This window comes from Parapedobacter sp. SGR-10 (assembly GCF_011030405.1).
Taxonomy (GTDB): Bacteria; Bacteroidota; Bacteroidia; order Sphingobacteriales; family Sphingobacteriaceae; genus Sphingobacterium.
Map to the genome: position 1 here is coordinate 13,509 of NZ_JAAJTJ010000034.1, position 22,489 is coordinate 35,997.

Below are 22,489 nucleotides of genomic sequence, written 5' to 3' on the forward strand. Positions count from 1 at the left end.
TAATAAGAAAATCAGAGGCATGTAGAGTCTTCCGAAGTTTTGAAAACTTCGGAAGTCTGTCAAAGCATTTTCTTAAATTTGCATATGTTCAGCCACAAAAAGGATATTTTCTTCGATCTGGATCATACGATATGGGATTTTGACAAAAATGCGGAGGAAACCTTACGGGATCTTTACTACAAATACAACTTTGATGATCTCATCAAGCAGAAAACACCGGATCTATTTATCGAGACCTATACCGTCAACAACCATCGTGTATGGGATCTGTATCACCACGGCAAAATAGACAAACCCACTCTTCGCAGACTGCGTTTTGCAGATACCTTTGCACAACTAGGGGTAGATCCTGCACTGTTTCCCACCGCTTTCGAAGAAGAGTATCTCGTGATATGCCCTACCAAGACCAATCTTTTCCCGCATGCGCATGAGACTTTGCAATATCTACAATCAAGGTACAATTTACACCTGATTTCCAATGGCTTTAGGGAGGCTTGCGAAAAAAAGCTATATCACAGCAAACTTAGCCCCTACTTTAAAACTATTGTCATTTCTGAAATTGTTGGCATCAACAAACCCGATCCCCGTATTTTCGAACATGCCTTACAACATGGCGAAGCGCACAAGGAAACATCTGTCATGATCGGAGACAATATAGAAGCAGATATTCGAGGGGCAATACGAGTCGGCATAGATGCTATTTTTTTCAACACTACAGGTGTAGAAAAGCCGGGAGACGTACACCACATGGTATTGGATCTCAAAGAATTGCAGGATATTTTCTAGTAGAGACGCAATGCATTGCGTCTCTACGAAATTTACTTTTTATTTCAGCACCTTTACCGTGATATTACGGTACCAGACATCGTCACCGTGGTCTTGGAGACCGATGATACCCGGCTCCTTACCCACATTTTTCAGCAATTCAAACGCTAATGGCCATTTATTCTGACTGAATTTGCTGGATTGCAACAAAGTCTCCCATTCGGGCGTTCCTACTGTATATTCGACGACCTTGACGCCATTTTGGTAATGCTGTACTTTATTATTTTTTACGACGATCTTTACCTTGTTCCATTCTCCGACAGGTTTACTGTTTTGAGGTTTGGCCGGAATCATATCGTATAGGGACGCCGACTTCCTGTTGCCATCCACACCTTTCTTGGCATCAGGGTGATTTTCGTTGTCCAACACTTGGTATTCCGGTGAAGAGATATAAATAGCTTGTCCTTTGACTTCCTTGGCCAGAAAAAATATTCCCGAATTACCACCTTTGGAGATCTTCCATTCCAATTCCAACTCGAAATTCTTGAAATCATGTGCAAAAATGAGATCACCACCTTCCGGCTTATCAACATTCGGTTTTTTCGAAAACTTTAAATAACCATCTTCGATCCCCCACTTATTCGGCACATGGTCTTTATTATACCCACGCCAGCCTTTCAAGGATGTCCCGTCAAAAAGAATATAAGCTCCTTTTTTATTTTTCTTGAAATCTTTTAAGTCTACTTTTGGGAGGTTAGCCAACTCGTACTTAGGCACTTGAGAAGATTTTTTTTCTTGTGCATATGTAGCCGACATTGACATCAGTCCTATTACCATGAATGCTAATATTGTTGTTTTTTTCATCATTTTTAATTATTCACAATAAACTTAGATAAATTAATTTTTATATGCAATATAAGTGCGTCGCACATAAAAATTAATTATTCATTAGAGTTAACTTCTATAGGTATTATTCATAAATGTTTGTTTTTTATGGAATGAATGAGACCGCTTCGCTAAGTTCATGAGCACTTCGTGGTTATCAATCTCTCCTCTGCCTTTGAGAGACAATTTTATAGAGGAAATATAGGAAAACAAAATGTATACTTTCAAACTTAGTACAGTTTAATAAAAATTGTTACACTTGCACGTATTCGTACGCTAACAAGATTTTGAACATTCTCCATCCAACTTTCTTCATTTCAGAAGTTTTATTTATTTTAGCGGGCCTAATTAAAGAAGACAAATAATCTGAACAATAGAAAGGCATACCAAGAATTCAAACAATATGGCTCAATTAATCAACCAGAACGTTTTTAAAGATTTTTTCAAATCCAGCAATGCAGGTGGGCTCCTGCTACTTATCTGTGTCATTGCATCTATGGTCATAGCCAACACACCACTCGCTGTCAATCTGCAAAATCTATTGGATCATCAAATAGGATTCGAAAATGAAAGTATCCATCTCAACTATTCCATTCTTCTATGGATCAATGACGGATTGATGGCCATATTCTTCCTGTTGGTTGGCCTAGAAATAAAACGGGAAATCGTAGAGGGTGAGCTTTCCTCACCCAAGCAAGCTTCACTGCCTATTCTCTGTGCGATCGGTGGGGCCATCGTGCCAGCTTTGATCTATCTCAGCCTCAATGCTGGAAAAGAAACCTCAGGAGGATGGGGTATTCCTATGGCAACAGATATTGCATTTGCACTTGCCGTCATCAGCGTACTAGGCAACAAAATACCGGGTAGCCTTAAGATATTTCTCGCCGCATTGGCCATTGTAGATGACCTCATTGCCATTTTGGTCATTGCCTTTTTCTATTCTTCGGGTATAGAAACGACCTATCTGCTTTATGCAGCTATCGGAATGGCTGTTCTTATCATTATGAACAGGTTCAATATCCAGAATCCCTACCTGTACCTTATACCTGGTATATTTATCTGGTATTTTGTGCATCATTCGGGCATACATGCTACGATTGCGGGAGTTCTGGTAGCCATGACCATTCCGACCAACGATACAGACGTCGAGTCTCCTTTGGAAAGACTGGAACATGCCTTGACCAAACCTGTTAATTTTTTGATCATCCCACTCTTTGCTTTTGCCAACACCAACATTACCTTGGAAAGCGAAATGGTGCACGGTCTGACTGCTCCCTTAGGCCTGGGGATATCCTTTGGCTTGTTATTGGGAAAACCTATCGGCATATTCCTGACCTCCTATATCTGCACCAAATTGAAGATAAGTACCTTGCCGGAAGGAAGTTCATGGCGACATATTATCGGTGTAGGATTAGTGGCCGGTATAGGTTTTACGATGTCCATATTCATCGCTATCCTATCTTTTAGCGATGCACTTCATATAGCCGAGGCAAAATTGTCTATATTAATTACCTCGTTATTGGCAGGAGTATTGGGGTATTTGTTTTTAAGGTTAGGAAAAAAGTAGTGGCTCCTTCTGAAGAACCCAAGATGTTCATCGTTGCGATTGCTCAGTTCCACATTACGGATAGCCCCTCTACCCCAGCACTACATCAAGGCTCATCATGATCAAAAAACCACCGATAAAGCCTAGAGTGGCTATATCGGAATTTTTATTCTGCTGTGCTTCGGGAATTACTTCCTCCAGGACGACAAAGATCATGGCTCCAGCCGCAAAAGCCAATGCATAGGGCAGTATGGGAGTAAACATCGTTACAGCCAACGCACCGATGACGCCTGCGATAGGCTCGACAATGGCGGATAGCTGTCCGTAAAAAAAACTTTTGCGACGGCTCAACCCCATTCTACGCAAAGGCATCGAAACAGCAATTCCTTCCGGAAAGTTTTGCAAACCAATACCCAATGCCAAAGTAGCCGCCCCCGCAATACTGGCTTCAGGAATACCTGCAGCCACTCCTCCAAACAACACTCCTACGGCCAATCCTTCGGGAATATTATGCAAGGTAATCGCCAAAATCAACAACGTCGTTTTTTGCCAAGGAGATTTGATTCCTTCAACCTTTTTAAAGTTGGCATGAAAGTGTGGTAAAACCTTGTCCAAACCAAACAGGAAAAACGCTCCAAGCAAAAATCCTACTACGGAAGGCACCACTTTTAAAAAGCCTTCACCATCGCTCATATTCATGGCCGGTATCAAGAGACTCCATACACTGGCCGCCACCATGACCCCCCCTGTGAATCCCAACATACCGTCCATAACATTACGGTTGGTCTTGTTGAAAAAAAACACAAAAGCCGCTCCCAAAGCCGTGACCAGCCAGGTAAAAAGCGTGGCGTACAATGCTCCCAATATAGGATCTATACTTTCTAAATAAGCTATGATCGAATCCATAATTTTATAACAAAGTAGAGATGCAATGCATTGCGTCTCTACAAAAGGGGATAAATTAAATCACTCTTGATTTATCCCAATTTTCCAGATAATCCGCTACCCTTCTGACAAACGAACCTCCCAACGCACCATCAATAACCCTATGGTCATATGACATCGTCAGGTACATTTTATGACGAATGGCAATGACATCGCCATGTTCGGTTTCCAATACGGCCGGTTTTTTGGTAATGGTGCCCACCGCCATAATTGCCGCTTGCGGCTGGTTAATGATAGGCATACCGAAGATATTGCCAAAAGCACCGATATTGGTAAAAGTAAATGTACCACCTTGTGTATCGTCCGGTTTCAGTTGATTGTTCCTGGCCCTATTGGCCAGATCATTGACCGCCTTACTCAATCCGACCAGGCTCAATTGATCGGCATCCTTGATGACGGGCACGATGAGGTTGCCGGACGGGAGCGCCGCCGCCATACCTATGTTGATATGCTTGCGTTTGATGATATTATACCCTTCCACCGAGACATTGATCATCGGGAAATCTTTCAATGCTCTGGTAATGGCCTCAATAATCAAAGGCGTGAACGTAATATTCTCTCCCTCTCTTTTTTTGAAACCATCTTTAACCTTGTTGCGCCAATTGACCAACTCCGTCACATCAGCCTCCACCACCGAAAATACGTGGGGCGATGTATGCACACTCTGTACCATGTGATCAGCAATAAGCCTACGCATACGATCCATTTCGATGATCTCATCTCCCCCCATATTTCTCACCGATTGTACAGGGGTGGATGGAGTATATTCTTTCGCCGGTTCAGAAGCTTTCTTTTCTTCTCTTGTACTGCCGTGCATACGTGCCGCAATATAATCCAGCACATCCTGTTTGGTCACACGCCCCTCGGCTCCAGACCCCATGATACGATCCAATTCTTCCTGTGAAATACCTTCCTGTTGCGCGATACTCTTGACCAAGGGAGAGTAAAACCGTCCTTCACTATTCGTGAGCACGGGATGCTCGATGATCTCATCTGTACGTTCTTCCAATTCTTGTACGCCTGGAATATCCAATTCCTGCACGCCATCTTTGTCCCCTTCCAGCTCTTCTTTGGGAGAAGTTTCTTGCCTTTCTTCAACAGCAATGACGGGTTCTTCACCTTCTCCTTCAATCTCAATCAATGCGATAGCTTCTCCTACCTGAACGACTTGACCTTCGCGAAAAAGTATTTCTTTCAATACCCCCTGTACAGGAGAAGGCACATCCGAATCCACCTTGTCTGTTGCAATCTCGACGACAGCTTCATCCTCTTGGACAGGTTCCCCCACAGTCTTGAGCCACTTTGTCAGCGTCGCTTCAGACACACTTTCCCCCATTTTCGGAAGCAGAAGTTTATATATTCCCATAATAATTCCGTGTACTAGGTTGCTAATTTAAAAATTAAATAACAAATTCACGATAAACAAAATTAAATATCACGGAAGCTATTTTATGGTTTTTGCTTTATAAGCCTGATTTAGTCGAATAAAAATGAAGGCATAAATTATACACTTCTTGTCCTTGGGCCGGACGGGCCCTTCATTTTTGTCTTGACACAAAAACGAAGCAAAAAAGTCAAGACTCTGTGCGGCATGTTCAAGCCGCCACGCTCCACTACGGAAGCGCCTTTTGAGGTCTCCAACGCACAAATCCCGCACAAAGACTGAAAAGGCTTGCATTGTGCCAGCTGTCCGTCATCAAGACCGTCGCTCCACGGGCTTGCTCTCCATGCCGCACAAGGTCGATGATAGGTATTACTTTCTACCTCGCCCTGCAAATAACGTACTGATGTGCAGGTAAAGCTAACCGTTATGGACAGCGTTCGTCCATTTCATCAGCATCGGCAGGAATAGCCCTGCAACAGGAGGCTGTGGGATGGACTGCCCATAGCTCTGTCCAGTTTTGTTGATGGATTGGTGGGCAATGGCCCTAGGGAGACAAAACCAAGGGCAGCAGTTGCAGGGCTATTGAGCGAGGGCCTGTGTGACAAGATGCCTTGAAATGGACAAGCCTTTTGGTAGTTATGGATCAGTGTTTGTTTTCAATGGAATCCATGAGCTCGCTCCGCTCGGTTTTGGGCTTCAAAAGTCATGAGGCCGTCCGCCGGCGAGGACGGAAAGGTAGCGGGAGGAAAAAAATGCAGTTGTCTAAAATATATGTTCGTTTATTTACAGCATCATTTATTTAAAAAAACCTCTTCCCTATACAACATCCACATCTTGATCAATGCTTGCATAGCACTACGTTCGATATTGATATCACGGGTATTATGAAATTGGAATTTTTGTGTGAGCGTTTTGGTTTTACCGGCTACCGCTATCCACACCGTACCGACCGGTTTGTCCGGAGTACCTCCGGAAGGTCCTGCGACACCACTCGTTGCGATACCATAGTCTGCACCACTCAACCGCTTGACACCCTCGGCCATCTGGATCACAGTCTGTTCGCTGACTGCTCCAAATTGCTCCAAAGTATCCTCCTGCACACCCAATACGCTCATCTTTATCTTGTTGTGATAAGCCACTATACCACAATCAAATACTTGGCTCGCTCCTGCCACCTGAGTAATGCGCGATGCGATAGCGCCCCCGGTACAGCTTTCGGCGGTAGCCAATTTTGATCCGGACCGTGCAAATTCGTCCACGATAGCTTCTTCGAAACTGATATCCCTGCGGCTCACGAGATAGGCTTGCAAACGTTCTGCAATCTGATCGGCAAAGCCCTCTGTTTGGGATTTTAAGACTCGCTCATCTGCACCCTTAGCTGTCAATCTCAACCGAACAAGACCGATTTTGGGCAGATAGGCCAATTTGATATACGGGGGCAAGCTTTGTTCGATATCCGCAATCTGCTCCGCCAAGTAGGATTCGCCCAAGCCGACCGTAACGATATGGGCATGGTACAATTTTATAGCAGATTGCCTTTGCAAAAGCTTGGGCAGTACACGGTTTTCCATCAGAAATTTCATCTCAAACGGCACACCGGGCAAAAAAACATATATTACCTCATTCCTTTCCACCCACATTCCCGGAGCGGTACCGACATCGTTGAACAGGACTTCGCTACAGGCCAAGACTTCCGCCTGGGCATAGTTCGATACAGGCATATCTTTACCTAAACGGTTTGCAAAGAGTGATGTTACATGATTCAGTACCTTTTGATCTGACACCAGGTTTGTCCGGAAATAATCGGCGATGGTCTTCTTGGTGACATCATCCTGCGTGGGGCCAAGCCCACCCGTCACAATGACCAGTTTGCTCCGCGAGGAGGCTATATCCAAAGCAGATGTAATGGCTTCTGCATTATCGGAAATAGAAACCATATACCCTATCTGTATATCCAAGGACGCCAAGCATTGTGCCAGCCAGGCCGAATTGGTATCCACAATCTGTCCCAACAATATTTCGTCCCCAATGGTTATGATCTCTGCATTCATGATGAATTATGAATTACGAATTATGAATTGTTTTTTTTGAATCAACTACAACATTATGGTATTGTTAATTTCAGATAGATTGTCATTCCGATGTTAGGAGGAATCTACTGATAAACAGATGCTTCCTGTCGTCAGCATGACAAATAGCTATACAAATTTACCAACTCATTCATAATTAATAACTATAATGGCTATTCTGTTTGGTCAATTTCAAATCCTGCAGAATAGATGCTTTTGCACGTATCGTGATATTATAGCTCTGATACCGTCCGAAAGGTACCCAACCTACGGACATATCCCAACAGTGCAAATCCCTATAAATAGAGAACCGTGTCAGAGAAACCTCTTTTTGCTTAAAGTCATAACCCGAATTGAATTGTATTTTCCATTTAGGCGTCACATTGACATCTCCATGTACCTGCACCGTAGCCGTATAATCAGCTTTTTCCCGACGTTCGGAAGGATCATATCGCTTGAAGTACTGCATGCTGAAAGAACCGGCCAGGTTCCAGGGAATTTTGAAGTCTACAAAGGCATTAGGGTCCGAACTGACACGCGCCAAGGCCGCTTGCTGTTCGGGAGTCATACTCGGCATGTTGTTTTTCAAGGAGTCTATATTACCATTACGGCTCTTGGCAGCATCGGGATTGAAACTATAATCAAACGACATCCCAAGATTGGTCAAACGTGCCAATTTACCGTCCTGGATCACAAAACGGTCGATACGTTGTCCCCGTGCATCCAGCATGTAGGGATCAAAAGTACCGTTGAAGTTCAAGTTGATCTTTTGGTTGAACAAACTCGTCCTTCCCGAAAAACTGATCGTCGACAACTTCAACGAATCGGCGGCAAAGTTATAGTTACCACTGAAAGACAATCCTTGCAGGATAGGTACTTTTTTGAAGGCTTCCTTCCCCGTTGTATCCGCTTTATTCCTTATCTTGGCTTCGATATTATTGTCGACCGAAAAACCTATCCCCATCGAACGCCCTGCGGATGGTGAGCCGAAAATGGCCCCTTCAAAAATGGAGTATTCCTGCTGCCTACCAGTCTCATCAATATAAGTTTTGTAAAACCCATACATGGGATCGGAGAAGTCTGGCCGGTAGTTGAGGTTTACCGAAGGCGTAATGACATGGCGGATAGCTTCTATCTTTCCCATTTTGGGATACATACCATACACCTTCGTAGATAGTCCGGATGACATGGAGTAATCGTAAGCCCGTCTGAACCCACTGATGGTATCCCGGACTTTCTCAAACCCATATACTTCATTCTCCAAGCCATTGCGGATAGTCTGCAAATACCATCTTTCCGTATAATTGACTGAGGTATTGAACTGGAAATATTTGAAAGCCTGCAAGCTCAGACTGACAGGGATATTGTGCTGGAAACCGTTGGTAAACTGACTCAATGTTTTCTTCGTAAACAGGGTAGAATCTCCGGTAGAGAGTGAATTGCGTCCTTGTAGGCTATACCCCACCGTGATACGTTGATACCATTTCTGCTCTCCGACACGCTCTTTGGGTTTGTCAAAAGGGTTGAAAGTCGACACATTCACGCTAAAAGTGGGCAGCTCCAGGTCAACCTTGCCGGAGGCCATATCTTGCCGATGGCTTACACTTGACGTGAAATTCACCTTTCCATCTGCGAAAACTTTTCCATAACTGATCGAGGACGACATGTTGTTTCGGGTCAACTGGTCATAATCATATGTACTACCCGCTGCCGTATTCCGGAAATAGGAAGATGTACCAAAGTTGACCGATGCGGAGAAGGATGTTCCCGGATTGGCTTCCTGACGTTGGGTATGGTTCCATGTCACATTGAAGTCTTTATTCGTTCCATAGTCCGAAGCCCCTTCCACTCCCGTTTTTGTCGCCGCATAGCGGATGTTGAACCCACCGTTAAACTTATAGTTGACAATGTAGTTGGTCCGTACCGATGCCTCCCAAGATCCTTTGGAGTAGAGTGTACCGCGTATCTCACTATCCCAATAATCGTTGAACGTCAGATACCAGCCCATATCACGCAGGGCAAATCCCCTGGCCATATCCTCCCCAAACGAAGGGAACAAGAACCCGGAGGTCTTTTTATTGGTCTTTGGAAAGAAACCAAAGGGTACAGCTAAAAACTTGAATGGTATATTCTGCACGACAAGGTACGAATACCCGGCCACAATCTGATTTTGAATGGCTATCCCTTTGGAAATATGTATACCAAAGTGGGTGTGCGGATACGGCAGGTCACAGGTACTGTATAAGCCTTGGTAGATAGACATCTCGTCATACATGTTCTTCCGCAATTCCCTGGCTTGGATAAAACCGCCATCCACTTCGGTCATGATACTGAAAGTCTTGGCCTGTTGGGTTTCATAGTTGTAGCGCAGAGAATCCACTGCCTTGGGTGTATCATTCGGGAAGAGCACGACCGGACGCCCCACGTATTTACCATTGTGATCCTCTACACCACTGGCAAACAAGGTCTTCGTATTCCTATCCAGACGGATATAATCTGCCGAAAGCTCAAAATCCAGGTACTTGACTTTAGCTCCTTTGTAGAGATGAACAATATTTTTCTTTACTTCGTTCCAAGATGAATCGTTGGCAACAATGGTCACGACAGTCTCCAATCCACTTTTGTCCTTCATGACCACGGTATCCTGTCCGGTGGCTATCTTAAGGTGATTGACAGATGTATCGGAGGAGGAGGAAAGCGTATCCTTGACGTTGTCGACCGTGTTTTTTACAGAATCCTGTTGTGCGAATAGGAGGTTATTTCCTGCTACGAGGAGGGTAAACAGCATTAAAAAACTCGTTAATGTCTTCAAGATACAGTAGTGAATGTTAAATTCGCAGCAAAAACTAAACTCTTTGGCACAAAAATAGTCAAAAACAAATAGAAAAGATTGATATTTTTATCATATATATAATATCCCTTATCTTTGCATGATTTACATATGGGAACCGTTTACAAATTTGTCAAAAATATAAAAATGAATTTTTTAAATAGTGTTAAAAAACTCAGCTTAGCCACCACCCTACTAGCAATCTTCATTACGACTACCTCTACTACTCCTATTCCACCACCACATGACTCTGTGAAAGGGGGAACTATGTCCAAGGTGAAATTAATCTGTCTGGATGCAGGACATGGTGGGCATGATGCCGGAGCGATGGGGCGAAGGTCCAAAGAAAAGGATGTTGCATTACAGGTCGTTTTGAAATTGGGCAAGCGTCTCGAACAAGAGCTGCCAGATGTCAAAGTGATCTATACACGCTCCACCGATGTCTTTATCCCCTTGTTTGAACGACCCGCTATCGCCAACAAAAATAAAGCAGACCTATTCATTTCGGTGCATTGCAACTCGGCAGACCGGGATGTACGTGTGAAAAACAAACGTGGGCGATACGTCAAAAGTGTACAACGCAACCCTTCGGCACGAGGTACAGAAACATTTGTCTTAGGTTACAACAGATTGGACCAACAGGACGTGGCCATCCGCGAGAATGCTTCCATTCTCTTGGAGGAAAACTACAAGGAAAACTACAATGGTTTTGACCCCAACGATCCTTCGACCTACATTGTATTCAACTTGATGAAACGGCAATACCGCACCCAGAGTATCCGATTGGCTAGCCATTTTCAACATGCATACGAGACGGCATCACGAACAAACCGTGGGGTAAAAGAGGGTCCATTTGCTGTACTGAAGACGGCAGGCATGCCGGCTGTGTTGACCGAAATAGGGTTTATCAGCAATCCGGATGAGGAAGATCTCATGATGTCTGAAAGTGGTCAGAAACAAATTGTAGAAAACTTGTTCCAATCCATAAAAACTTACAAAAACAATGTAGAGAAATAAACTTTTCTTACATTAGTATTGTTATTAGCGTAAATACTTATTGGGACAACATTAAAACGACATACTTTGAAAATTTCTAACGAAACGAAAGTCGGTGTACTGACTATAATCGCCTTGGCAATTTTGTTTATGGGTTATAGTTTTTTGCGGGGCAATGATGTGTTCTCCCGTAGCAATTCCTATTACACGGTATATGACAATGTAGATGGGCTTACGGTGTCCAAACCGGTCATGGTCAATGGCTACCAGATCGGGCGTGTTTCCAAAATGGACTTGTTGGAAAACGGAAAAATACAGGTCGAATTTAAAATTGACAGCGATCACCCTATTCCTTCCAATACGATAGCCCGCATCGTGAGCGCCGATTTATTGGGCAGCAAAGCGATTGTATTCGACCTTGGCAACAGCAAGACAATGGCAAAGCACGGGGGAATCCTACAATCCGATGTGCAGGCCAATCTGTTGGAAAAAGTCGAACCGTTACAATTGAAAATCGAAAATCTGGTGGTCAAACTGGATTCTGTGCTGAGTGGGATCAATACGACATTGAACGACGAGTTTCAACGGGATTTCAAACACAGCCTGCGCAGTGTCACGGTATCGCTACGCAATATCGAAAACATTACGCATGATGTAGAGGGCCTGATGGGGTCAGAGCGGTTAAGGCTGGCCAAAATCATGCAAAACTTGGAGTCCATTACCAACAATTTCAAAAACAACAACCAAAGGATCAATTCGATATTGGCCAATTTTGACACCTTGTCGAATGACCTGGCCCAAATGGAAATCAAATCGACGGTCGACAATGCCAACCGCGCTATGCAGGATGTACAGGTCATTACGGACAAAATCAGCCGTGGCGAAGGATCATTGGGATTATTGGTGCATGATGACAAGCTGTACAACAATCTGAGCAGTGCTTCCGCAGAATTGGACGCTTTGGTATCGGATTTGAAAACAAACCCAGGTAAATATCTAAAACTGTCGATCTTCGGCAAAAAAGACACGAAGTAGGGACAAAGATCTCACGTCAGGCACGAAAGGGTTCGTACGCCAACAAATAAGACACGATGTATGGGCAAAAAATCTTTTGCCCTCTATTTTTACAACGTCTCCTTTAGCCAGCCAAAAAATTCCCGATGCCATACCTGCGCATTATGGCCGGACAGTACCCAATGGTTTTCATCGGGAAGATATACGAGTCGACTTTTAATCCCTTTCAGTTGGGCAGCCTGAAAAGCCTGCAACCCCTGTTCGATAGGTACTCGATAATCTTTTCCACCTTGAAAAATCAGCAGCGGCGTATTCCATTTGTCAATGTGCTTGATGGGGTTAAAATCCGTATAGGATTTTTCGTTCGCTTTGTCCCAATACGGCCCACCAAGGTCATAATTGGCAAAAAACAATTCTTCCGTCGTACCGTACCAGGAGGTCATATCAAACAGGCCACAATGTGAGATCAAGGTCTTAAACCTTCCCTCATGCACTCCTGCCAACATAAACACGGAATAGCCACCATAGCTAGCCCCTATCGCACCCAGACGATTCTTGTCCACATAGGACTCCCTTGCCAGATCGTCTATGGACGATAGATAATCGCGTATGGACTGTCCCCCCCAATCTTTGGAAATATCTTCATTCCATTTGACACCCCAACCGGGCATCCCTCTCCTATTGGGAGCGATGACAATGTATCCTTGCGAGGCGATCAGTTGAAGATTCCAACGGAAAGAATAAAATTGTGTGGTCGCTGATTGTGGCCCCCCTTGACAATACAATAAGGTAGGGTATTTTTTAGCAGGGTCAAAATCGGGTGGATAGATCACCCAAGAAAACAGATCTTTGCCATCACTTGCTTTTGTGGTACGTCCTTCTACCTTGGTTTCCTTGATCAAGGCATACAGGGTATCGTTGACCTTGGTCAAAGGGCGAAGAGACTTGGCTTTGAAGGCATACAGATAAATTTCCGTGGCCCTGGTCATACTCGTGGAGGTCACCACCAATCCGTCGGCTATCTCTCCCACAATACCTGTCACATCAAATTGTCCCTCGCTCAGTTGTATAACCTTCGGTAATACATCATGTGCAAAATCAGTCGGCAAATGAATCTCAAACAGTTGTACCGTACCCCGCACAGGAGCAGTAAAATATATCTTTTTATCGTCCTTACTCCACAAAAAAGAATTTACCGTACCATCCCAATGAGCAGTAAGGTTCCGGTGTCCACCCGAAACTTTATCAAAAACGACAATATCGTTCTTGTCGGATTCGTAACCATCGGTCTTCATACTCAGCCAAGCCAACCTATTCCCGTCAGAGCTAAATGACGGATGGGTATCATATCCCGGCATGCCATCCGTCAGATTGGTTGTCTGCCCTGTAGCAAGATCGTAGCGGTATATATCTGTGTTGGTGCTTTGTGCATATGCTTTGCCGAATTGTTTCTTACAGACGTATAGTACCGATTTGCTATCGGGCGACCATGCCAGATCTTCGGCTCCACCGAAAGGCATCTGCGGTGAATAGAAAGGTTCGCCTTCCAAAACATCCTTGGCCTCTCCTATTTCGCCATCTGCATAGCTCGCTACAAAAGGATGATTAAAGCGTCCATCGTTAAATGTATCCCAATGACGATAATCGAGATCATCATAAATATACACGTTGGATTGAGGCAAGTCCTTGTATTTATCGACACTGTGGTAGTTCTTTAGCAGCACAGCTTTGCTGAAAAGGATATGTTTGCCGTCTGGTGAAAACTTAACATTCTCCAATCCATCGGCTACTTGGGTAAGCTGTGTAGCCTCCCCTTTGTAAAGGCTCTTTTTCCATAGTTGTCCCTTGAGCAAGTAAATGACATCGCCATTCTCTGCAATATGCACAACAGATTCACCTCCTGCCTCATGTGTGAGTTGTTCAGAATTGCCAGTCTCTAAAGAGAGTATATATAGATTTTTTTCGGACTTGTTGTCTCCCAGGGAATAATTGGACACTCCGTACACGAGCATTTTACCATCTGCGGTCATGCCTTCAGCGGATACGCGGCCGAGTTGCCACAACATCATTGGCGATAGAGGTTTCGGTTCAAGACTCATTTTTATCTTTTCCGAAACCAAGGATTTATCAATCATTTTTTCGGGAAAATGCTGGGCAAAGGAAACGGTAGTCGACATCAATGCAAGGGCTAAAATGGATAATTTGTTCATGACACATCATATTGCTACCGCAAGATAAGAAAATATCAGGATTATGTATTCGATGAATAAGTTAGACTTCAAAAACTCAATTGCAAAAAAATGTTAAATCTATTGACGCATTTTATTGTGATTTATAATTTCGAACATCTTTCTAAATTCTTATTAAAATCATTTTCTATGTCAACCAAGAACAATAAACTTAGGTTAGTTTTATTGGGCCTTCTATTGATGATTTTTATACGAGTAGATGCCCAGACCGTACAACTTTACACAACCTATCCAAAAATCACGGTTTCTCCAGGAGAGATCGTCGATTACAACGTTGAACTGATCAACAACAGTAACGCTATCCGTACGAGTGAAATCACAGTTGAATCCCTCCCCAAAGATTGGGGCTATGAGCTTAAATCCGGAAATTATACGGTAGATGAATTGTCCTTACTCCCAAAGGACCGCAAGTCTTTGAGTTTACGCGTGTTTGTTCCCGGCAAGCAAGCCAAAGGAACCTACACCTTCAACCTTGTGGCCAAAGGCCAGCACCGATTGCCGCTGACCGTCAAAATCACGAACGATGGCGTCTCCAGTGGAGAGTTCAGTTCCAGCCAGACCAATATGGAGGGTGCGGCCAACTCCACATTTACCTACAATGCTACTCTATTCAACCGATCTTCGGATGCCCAGGTCTACGCCTTGTCTGCACATGCCGAAGCCGGTTGGGGCGTGGTATTCAAATCCGAAGGCAAGCAGGTCAGCTCGGTCAATATAGATCCAAACCAACGCAAAGATATATTGGTCGAGATCAACGCACCGGAAGGAACCAAAAAAGGTTCTTACAAGATACCTATCCGTGCGACCAGCGGCACAAGCCAATCGGAGATCACGTTTGAAGTAGTGGTGACAGGATCGTACAAACTTGAATTGACGACATCTTCCGGACGTCTGAACTTTGACATCAGCTCAGGATCGACACACAAACAACAATTGGTGGTCAAAAACACCGGTAGTTCGGACATCAATCAGATCAATTTTTCGGCTGAATCTCCCAGTCAATGGGAAGTGGTATTTGAACCGTCCCGGATCAATACACTAAAGGCAGGAGAAACAGCCAATATCAATGCCACGGTCAAAGCGTCCAAAAATGCCATGGCAGGAGACTATATGCTGACCTTCTCGGCACGTGCCAATGATGCCAATGCACAGAGTCAATTTAGGGTCACGGTCGAAACTTCGTTGCTCAGCGGATGGCTAGGCCTATTGTTTATCGCATTGGCTCTTGGAGTAGTCTTTTTTTTGATTCGTAAATATGGAAGGAGGTGATCGTGGATACTCCTATCATCGACTTAAAAGGTTTGCACAAATCCTACGGCAAGCATAAAGCTGTCGATGGACTGGACCTTCAAATTTACAAAGGAGAAATTTTTGGGCTGCTCGGCCCTAATGGTGCCGGAAAATCGACAACGATACTGATGATGATGGGCTTGAGTGAAGCCTCCGCAGGCCATATCAATATCGCAGGGATCAATCCGCAACGCAATCCCATCGAAGTCAAAAGGGTCATCGGTTATCTACCTGACAATATCGGCTTTTACGAACAACGTTCGGGGCGGGAAAATCTTGAGTTGATCGGGCGACTGAACGGATTATCCACAGAGGAAGCCCGAGAAAAGGCCTATGCACTCTTACAAAAAGTAGGTCTTGACAAGGTAGCTGACAAAAAGGTAGGCACATACTCCCGGGGGATGAAACAGCGGCTCGGATTGGCCGAAACCTTGATCAAGGATCCACAGATCCTCATCTTGGACGAACCTACACTCGGGTTGGATCCTACAGGCGTCAAGGAGTTTCTCCACCTCATCCAAGAGCTGAACCGCAGCCAACAACTCACTGTGCTGCTTGCTTCTCATCATCTTCACCAAGTGGAAGAAGTGTGCCACCGTGTAGGCTTGTTTGTCGCTGGCAGGCTAGTTGCCGAAGGAGATATCCAACAGTTGGCCGACCAGCTATTTGCCAATAGCCACCCTACCGTCCTGGTGTCTACCGATTCGACCGACAAAGAAAAGATCAAAAAAGCAGAAGATATGCTCATTGCGCAAGAAAGTGTGGTATCTGTGGACTTTCGTGACAACAACTTCACCATACAGCATACCAACCATGATACTTTGCCGATCATGGATATTTTTCTGCGGACACAAGTGCCTGTCACGTCATTACAACAACGGACATACGGATTGGACGACATCTATTCTTTCTATTTTAAAGACAGTAGTATATGAAAAAGTATTTTGACCTGAAGTCCATGCGGGTATTGGTAGACAAGGAAATTTCAGACTATATACGAAGTAAGAAATTCATCATATTGCTTTTGATCGTACTCTGTACGAGTGTGGCTTCGTTGTACAGTTCCCTGTCTACTTTGCGCAACAATGTACCTTCGCCCGATGATGCGCAGGCTTCTTTTTTCTTCTTACGGGTATTTACCCATTCGGACGGGACATTGCCTCCATTTCATGTTTTTGTCAGTTTTTTGGGACCTCTGCTCGGTATAGCAATGGGGTTTGACGCCATCAATTCCGAATACAACGGCCGTTCGCTCACGCGCATCCTCGCTCAACCTATTGCCAGGGACAGTGTACTGAACGCAAAATTTCTGGGAGCCTTGACTATCCTATTTTCCATTTTTACTATGCTCATCGGTTTGACACTGGGATTAGCGATCTTTTGGACGGGACTCACACCTTCGTTGCAAGAATGTTTACGGTTGTTTCTTTTTCTAATTGTCACCGTGGCCTATGTAGGTTTTTGGCTCAACTTATCGCTCCTGTTTTCGGTCACCTGGAGGCATCCGGCCACATCGGCATTGGTCAGTATCGCGATATGGCTGTTCTTTATGGTATTTTACCCCATGATTATCAGTGTTATTGCCAAGAGCATGGCTCCGGGCATGTATGCTTCCAACCAGGAGATACAAGCCTTTCAGAAGTTTATATTAAGCATCATGCGCCTCGCCCCCAATCAACTGTACGAGGATGGAACGATAGTCCTGCTGATGCCTAATGTCCGAAGCCTCAGCCCTCTATCCATGGAACAGATCCAGGGTGCCATACCTTCCGCCCTCCCGGTATGGGAAAGCGTCAAGGTCGTCTGGACACAGGTAACGGCATTGGTTGCCCTGACGGTTGCTTGCTTTGCCTGTTCTTATTTTATATTCATGCGCCGGGAAATAAGGGCGTAGATGTAGGAGACGTGATTCATCACGTCTCTACATTTTTACAAACAATTTTTCCGTTCCATTGTTCTTCAGATACATCAATACGATAATGCTATGGATAAATTAAAGAAATTCGATTTAATGGAGAAAATTTCCCGTGAGCTGGAAGATGTAAAGAATAGTCAACAGGCTATTTTGGAGAAAATCGGAAAAATAGAAGTAGACAACATCGAGTTGGGTGACAAGACCATTGAAAGCAAATTTCCCGACATCTATCAGCGAACAGCTGAAAATATGGATGCTATCAATGAAATCCTCGACACTTTCCGGCAAAAAGTGGAAGAGTTTGGAGACAAAAATAACATAGATAAACTCCGGGAGCAAGAAGAAATCAACAATTTGAAATAATCTGAATTTTGTAGAGACGCGATGAATCGCGTCTCTACATTTTTCCCCACAAAATCCACAAAGCTGTCAGATACATCTTGACAAAAACCCATTGACGAAATAAAGTTAACATCATCTTCTATCCAATTGGCTCCAATTGACTTTGGTCGACAGACGCATCATGACCGCCAGGATGACAAATATTCCGATCGTACCCACCAACAGTGAGAAGTCCTGTAGCTGCATAAGCACAAAGATAAACCCATAGAAAAGGGACAGGATACCGCTGAACAGTAGACATATTTTTCTGTCTTTGGTGATCCAATAGATGAATGCGGCGATCAAGACCGTCGTAGCCACAAACGAAATCAGATAGCTGATATTGAATATCACATGCTCCCCAAACGCCAAAAGCAAGGAGTAGAACAACACCATGGCACAGCCTATCAACACATATTGAATGATATGGATACGCTGTTTTTTGATGATCTCCGTGAAAAGCAACGAAGAAAAGGTCAGCAATATGACCAACAGACCATATTTTGCCACACGTGTCGTCTTCTGATAGTTGTTGACAGCTTCCAAAAAATTGACCTGTACCATATCGCTTTCAGATGCAATCGCCTGCCCATTTTTCATTGCGGGCAAGAGAGTCTCCTCTACCTGATAATTGTTGGTAATTTGATACAACGCCCCTTTATGGTTGGCCCATTGGTGCGGAAATTTACGGTCAAAACTTGGGATATTCCATTCCGCTTTAAATTCGTCCGGCCCTACCTCCCTGTTTTCCGGCAAGTACGAGCCATTGAAGCTCGGATTGGCCCATTTTCCCTCTACCACGATCTGGTTTTGATCAGCCAAGGGGAATACATTCAACGATTTCGAGCCTCGCAGGTCATAGTGTATGTCAAATTTATTGACCGTAGACTGTGATGTTGACAGGTCCAATGGCGCAGACATCGTACGTTCAAACATTACCATATTAGTGGTATTGGTCTCAAAAGCGGCTTTTTCTGCTCCAATCTGTATGACCGGATTGGCCTTTAGGCCTTTTGTATCACTCATACCTATAAAAACCTTCGCTTCCGACCATTTCAATTTTTCGGGAGCAGTGCCCAATTTTTTCAGATCCAACTCATCAAACTCTCCCGTAAGATGTAGGGTAGAATTGTACACCACACTTTGGTAAATGCCCCGTTTCAGGTATTCCGGTTCTACCTTGGCATATACCTTCATCGATTTGGGCACAATAAAAATATAATCCTCTTCCGTCACCGTTTCTTTCGTGACCTTCCCTTTATCATCGGAAATGTTGGATGTATATTGATATTCATAAGGAATCCCAATAACAGGGCCCGAGACTACCTGTTGTCCACCCCATTTGCCCGAAATCTCCGCTTTCACATTTTCATCCCTCACCATCCGCTCTCCGATCAGATCCTGCACCCAACTCAGCGGAATCAGTAGAAAAAGCAATAATACGAGGATAATCAAAAGCTTGACAACAATAGAATTGCTGATTTTTTCCCATGTGGAGACCTCTCTAGGCAACTCCGGTACATTGTGATGTTGTGTTTCCATTTTTTCTTGTTTTAGTTTTAAAAAGTACTTTGTATTACAAAGTGAATGAATAAAAAAAATTATTTTTGTTGTTGTTTTATTAAATTTTCCAACGCCAGCAAATGGTTTTCAAAGGCTTTTTGTCCTTTGGCTGTCTTGCTATATCTCGTATGGGGCTTGCGGTCGACAAAACTCTTGAAAATTTCGATATAGCCCTCCTTTTCGAGGCTCTTGAGATTGGAGGCCAGATTTCCATCCGTGACTTGCAACAGATCCTTCAACCCATTGAAATCATAGTCGTCATTGGCCAGCAATACACTCATAATCTGTAGCCGTACGCGGTTTTCAAACATTTTATCGTATAGGGACCAGTCCAAGCTCATTATTCGTAACGTTTGTGTACTATGATGCCATATACAATATGCAGTACGCCAAAACCCATCGCCCAAAACCATAGTCTGTATCCCGGAAAACATAAAGCCAATAGCCCTAGCAGGATCTCAAGGATACCGAGCCAACGTATCTCCTTAAAGGTAAATGTACTCCCGGCGCACAACGCCAAACCATAAAAAACCAATAAGGAAGATGCGATCATGCTATAATCTCCACGAAGCATTAATATGCAGGACAATAATCCTCCGGTCAATAAAGGTATCCCCACGGCATACAACAGCGATTTACTTGCCGCATTCCAAATAGACTGCCCTGCCCTTCCGGCCTTCCAACGTGCCATCCACAGTCCCGTGAGCAAAGATGCCACCAGGACACATGCCGCTATGCCCGCCAATTTATAGACAACAAAACTATTTGTCACATAATAATCACGATAGCCAAACTGACTGTTGAAACCATACACCATATAATATCCTGCAAAAGCTCCTAGCAGTGCATATAAACCGATGAGCACGCCAGAGAGCCCACTGATGGACAAAAACTTGGATGACCGCTCCATCAAGGAGCGGATCTGTCCTATTTCTTTGAGTACGTCGTTTTGATTCATATAAAGTACTTTGTTTTTCAAAGTAATGGATAAAAAAGAATATTTACAAAAGTTTTTTGTTTTTTTTAGAGACGCGATGAATCGCGTCTCTACTACATTTTCAACTACAACACCATTATTTTATAAAAAAACTTGACATGTATCGTTTCGATTCCTATCTTTGTGCCACAATAAAAAAATCCTAACTGCGGAAGTGGCGTAATTGGTAGCCGCACCAGACTTAGGATCTGGCGCCGAGAGGCGTGGGGGTTCGAGTCCCTTCTTCCGCACTTGATATCCTCCCGACCAAAATACATCGGGAGGATTTTTATTTATAATGCGAAAATAACGCGAGAAAAAGTATGAATATTTCACATCAGAAAATCGACGATGTCAATGCTAACATTACAGTTGAATTAGCTCCAGAAGACTATAATCCCGCTGTCGATAAAGCTATTAAAGATCAAGCAAAAAAAGCAAAGCTACCTGGATTTCGTCCAGGAATGGTTCCTGCAGGACACATCAGACGTACCTATGGCAAAGCCATCCTATTTGACGAGATCAACCGCTTGATCAATGACAGAATCGGTGCTTATATCACAGAACAAAAACTAGAAGTCCTCGGTCAGCCTCTTCCTGTGGATGAAGACCAAGACAAGACATATGCTTGGGATTTTAAGGACAACTTCAAGTTTAGCTACGAAATCGGATTAGCTCCGGAATTCGAGATTCCTTTCAGCAGCACGACAGAATTTATCGAGTACGATATCAAGGCAGACGAAGCCACCTTGGAAGAGCGTGTCAAAAACCTCCGTCGCAGCTACGGAAAAATGACTAATCCCGAAGTATCAGAAGAAGGTGATGTGCTGTATGCTACCTTGAAACAAATCAAAGAAGAGGGTATCGAAAAGACAACATCTGTACGTACAGACCTTGTTCAAGACGCCAAAATCAAAAAATCTCTGGTAGGTCTTAAAAAAGACGACACCGTAAAAATAGATGTAAAAAAAGCATTCCAGACTGCTGATCTGGCACGTATCCTCGGTATTACCGAAGATGAGGCCGAAAATTTGGATGTAACGAAATTCGAATTGACCGTCAAAAACATCAACCGTCTGGAAGAGTCGGATCTAAATCAAGAGTTTTTCGACAAGATATTCCCTGCTGGCGATGTAAAGACAGAAGCACAGTTTCAAAAGAAGGTCAAAGAAGAAGTAGAAAGCCTTTTCAAACAAAATTCAGCCCAGAAACTACGCAACGACATGTACACTTTCGGTATGGAAAAAATCGATGCGAAATTTCCAGAAGAATTTTTGAAAAGATGGTTGAAAGCAACCAATCCTAATCTTTCTGCAGAAGAAATCGAAGAAGGCTTTGCTGATTTCCTCAGCAACCTAAAATGGACAATCATCGAAAACCGTATCATCACTGCCAACAATCTGGAAGTAAAATACGATGAGGTCATCGCCTTGGCAAAAGAGCGTATCTATGCACAGATCAAGATGTACAACGTCAACGATGAGCCTACCGACGAGCAATTGGGTCAATTTGCCCTACAACTGCTATCGGACAAAGAACAGGCCAATCGCCTATTCGAAGAAGTAAAAGCGTTGAAAGTATTTGATCACCTAAAAGACGCTGTTAAAGTCAAATCCAAAAAAATCGACTACGACAAGTTCGAAAAGTTGGATAAATAAAAAATGTTTTACACAAAAGTGAA

Annotated in this window: 18 protein-coding genes and 1 tRNA gene; 10 read left to right on the top strand and 9 right to left on the bottom strand. The window is 43.8% G+C overall.

The window, feature by feature from the left end:
• Positions 1 to 84: 84 nt before the first annotated feature.
• Positions 85 to 786, top strand: a complete 702-nt coding sequence (locus G5B00_RS16555) for a YjjG family noncanonical pyrimidine nucleotidase (RefSeq protein WP_163878138.1) — start codon at positions 85 to 87, stop codon at positions 784 to 786.
• A 39-nt stretch (positions 787 to 825) separates the two neighbouring features.
• Here G5B00_RS16555 and G5B00_RS16560 read toward each other — a convergent pair whose 3' ends face one another.
• The gene (locus G5B00_RS16560) at positions 826 to 1,632 is read right to left on the bottom strand and encodes a DUF1080 domain-containing protein (protein WP_205966453.1); all 807 of its coding nucleotides are present in this window, start codon (positions 1,630 to 1,632) and stop codon (positions 826 to 828) included.
• 421 nt (positions 1,633 to 2,053) lie between these two features.
• Here G5B00_RS16560 and nhaA point away from each other — a divergent pair, with 421 nt between their 5' ends.
• Complete coding sequence (nhaA, locus tag G5B00_RS16565; protein WP_163878140.1) at positions 2,054 to 3,217, top strand: Na+/H+ antiporter NhaA; 1,164 nt, start codon at positions 2,054 to 2,056, stop codon at positions 3,215 to 3,217.
• Positions 3,218 to 3,286: 69 nt separating this feature from the next.
• Here nhaA and G5B00_RS16570 read toward each other — a convergent pair whose 3' ends face one another.
• The 4 genes from G5B00_RS16570 to G5B00_RS16585 form a co-directional block, all read right to left on the bottom strand.
• Entirely contained in the window at positions 3,287 to 4,102 is an 816-nt protein-coding gene (locus G5B00_RS16570) for a ZIP family metal transporter (RefSeq protein ID WP_205966454.1), read from the bottom strand.
• A 55-nt stretch (positions 4,103 to 4,157) separates the two neighbouring features.
• Positions 4,158 to 5,507: a dihydrolipoamide acetyltransferase family protein gene (locus tag G5B00_RS16575; RefSeq protein WP_163878143.1), complete on the bottom strand. Its 1,350-nt coding sequence runs from the start codon at positions 5,505 to 5,507 to the stop codon at positions 4,158 to 4,160.
• 809 nt (positions 5,508 to 6,316) lie between these two features.
• A complete protein-coding gene (locus G5B00_RS16580; protein ID WP_163878146.1) occupies positions 6,317 to 7,576 on the bottom strand; it encodes a competence/damage-inducible protein A in 1,260 nt (419 codons plus the stop codon).
• 175 nt (positions 7,577 to 7,751) lie between these two features.
• Positions 7,752 to 10,382: a putative LPS assembly protein LptD gene (locus G5B00_RS16585; RefSeq protein ID WP_163878189.1), complete on the bottom strand. Its 2,631-nt coding sequence runs from the start codon at positions 10,380 to 10,382 to the stop codon at positions 7,752 to 7,754.
• 189 nt (positions 10,383 to 10,571) lie between these two features.
• Between G5B00_RS16585 and G5B00_RS16590 the strand changes: the two genes are divergently transcribed.
• Together G5B00_RS16590 and G5B00_RS16595 are read left to right on the top strand one after the other, a co-directional pair.
• On the top strand, positions 10,572 to 11,441 hold the full coding sequence (locus G5B00_RS16590) for an N-acetylmuramoyl-L-alanine amidase (RefSeq protein ID WP_163878149.1): 870 nt from the start codon (positions 10,572 to 10,574) through the stop codon (positions 11,439 to 11,441).
• A gap of 66 nt (positions 11,442 to 11,507) precedes the next feature.
• Positions 11,508 to 12,455 (top strand): MlaD family protein, encoded by a 948-nt coding sequence (locus G5B00_RS16595; protein ID WP_163878153.1) that lies wholly within the window; start codon positions 11,508 to 11,510, stop codon positions 12,453 to 12,455.
• An 89-nt stretch (positions 12,456 to 12,544) separates the two neighbouring features.
• Here the strand turns inward: G5B00_RS16595 and G5B00_RS16600 are convergent, their stop codons facing one another.
• The gene (locus G5B00_RS16600; protein WP_163878156.1) at positions 12,545 to 14,644 is read right to left on the bottom strand and encodes a S9 family peptidase; all 2,100 of its coding nucleotides are present in this window, start codon (positions 14,642 to 14,644) and stop codon (positions 12,545 to 12,547) included.
• Positions 14,645 to 14,812: 168 nt separating this feature from the next.
• Here G5B00_RS16600 and G5B00_RS16605 point away from each other — a divergent pair, with 168 nt between their 5' ends.
• The 4 genes from G5B00_RS16605 (at position 14,813) to G5B00_RS16620 (ending at position 18,251) form a co-directional block, all read left to right on the top strand.
• On the top strand, positions 14,813 to 15,952 hold the full coding sequence (locus G5B00_RS16605; protein WP_163878159.1) for an NEW3 domain-containing protein: 1,140 nt from the start codon (positions 14,813 to 14,815) through the stop codon (positions 15,950 to 15,952).
• A gap of 2 nt (positions 15,953 to 15,954) precedes the next feature.
• Positions 15,955 to 16,908, top strand: a complete 954-nt coding sequence (locus tag G5B00_RS16610; RefSeq protein WP_163878162.1) for an ABC transporter ATP-binding protein — start codon at positions 15,955 to 15,957, stop codon at positions 16,906 to 16,908.
• Positions 16,905 to 17,867, top strand: coding sequence for an ABC transporter permease (locus G5B00_RS16615; protein WP_163878165.1), 963 nt, complete (start codon positions 16,905 to 16,907; stop codon positions 17,865 to 17,867). The genes G5B00_RS16610 and G5B00_RS16615 overlap by 4 nt, the downstream gene beginning before the upstream one ends.
• A gap of 90 nt (positions 17,868 to 17,957) precedes the next feature.
• Complete coding sequence (locus G5B00_RS16620; protein ID WP_163878168.1) at positions 17,958 to 18,251, top strand: hypothetical protein; 294 nt, start codon at positions 17,958 to 17,960, stop codon at positions 18,249 to 18,251.
• A 111-nt stretch (positions 18,252 to 18,362) separates the two neighbouring features.
• Here G5B00_RS16620 and creD read toward each other — a convergent pair whose 3' ends face one another.
• Genes creD through G5B00_RS16635 form a run of 3 tightly spaced genes read right to left on the bottom strand, consistent with a single transcriptional unit; the run spans position 18,363 to position 20,790 of the window.
• Positions 18,363 to 19,811 (bottom strand): cell envelope integrity protein CreD, encoded by a 1,449-nt coding sequence (gene creD, locus G5B00_RS16625; RefSeq protein ID WP_163878170.1) that lies wholly within the window; start codon positions 19,809 to 19,811, stop codon positions 18,363 to 18,365.
• A gap of 59 nt (positions 19,812 to 19,870) precedes the next feature.
• Positions 19,871 to 20,173, bottom strand: coding sequence for a winged helix-turn-helix domain-containing protein (locus G5B00_RS16630; RefSeq protein WP_163878173.1), 303 nt, complete (start codon positions 20,171 to 20,173; stop codon positions 19,871 to 19,873).
• A complete protein-coding gene (locus tag G5B00_RS16635) occupies positions 20,173 to 20,790 on the bottom strand; it encodes a hypothetical protein (protein ID WP_163878176.1) in 618 nt (205 codons plus the stop codon). The genes G5B00_RS16630 and G5B00_RS16635 overlap by 1 nt, the downstream gene beginning before the upstream one ends.
• Positions 20,791 to 20,977: 187 nt before the next feature.
• On the opposite strand from G5B00_RS16635, the gene G5B00_RS16640 reads away from it, so the two are divergent.
• Together G5B00_RS16640 and G5B00_RS16645 are read left to right on the top strand one after the other, a co-directional pair.
• Positions 20,978 to 21,059: transfer RNA gene (locus G5B00_RS16640), tRNA-Leu, on the top strand.
• Between the two features lie 72 nt (positions 21,060 to 21,131).
• Positions 21,132 to 22,466: a trigger factor gene (locus tag G5B00_RS16645; RefSeq protein WP_163878179.1), complete on the top strand. Its 1,335-nt coding sequence runs from the start codon at positions 21,132 to 21,134 to the stop codon at positions 22,464 to 22,466.
• Positions 22,467 to 22,489: the final 23 nt, after the last annotated feature.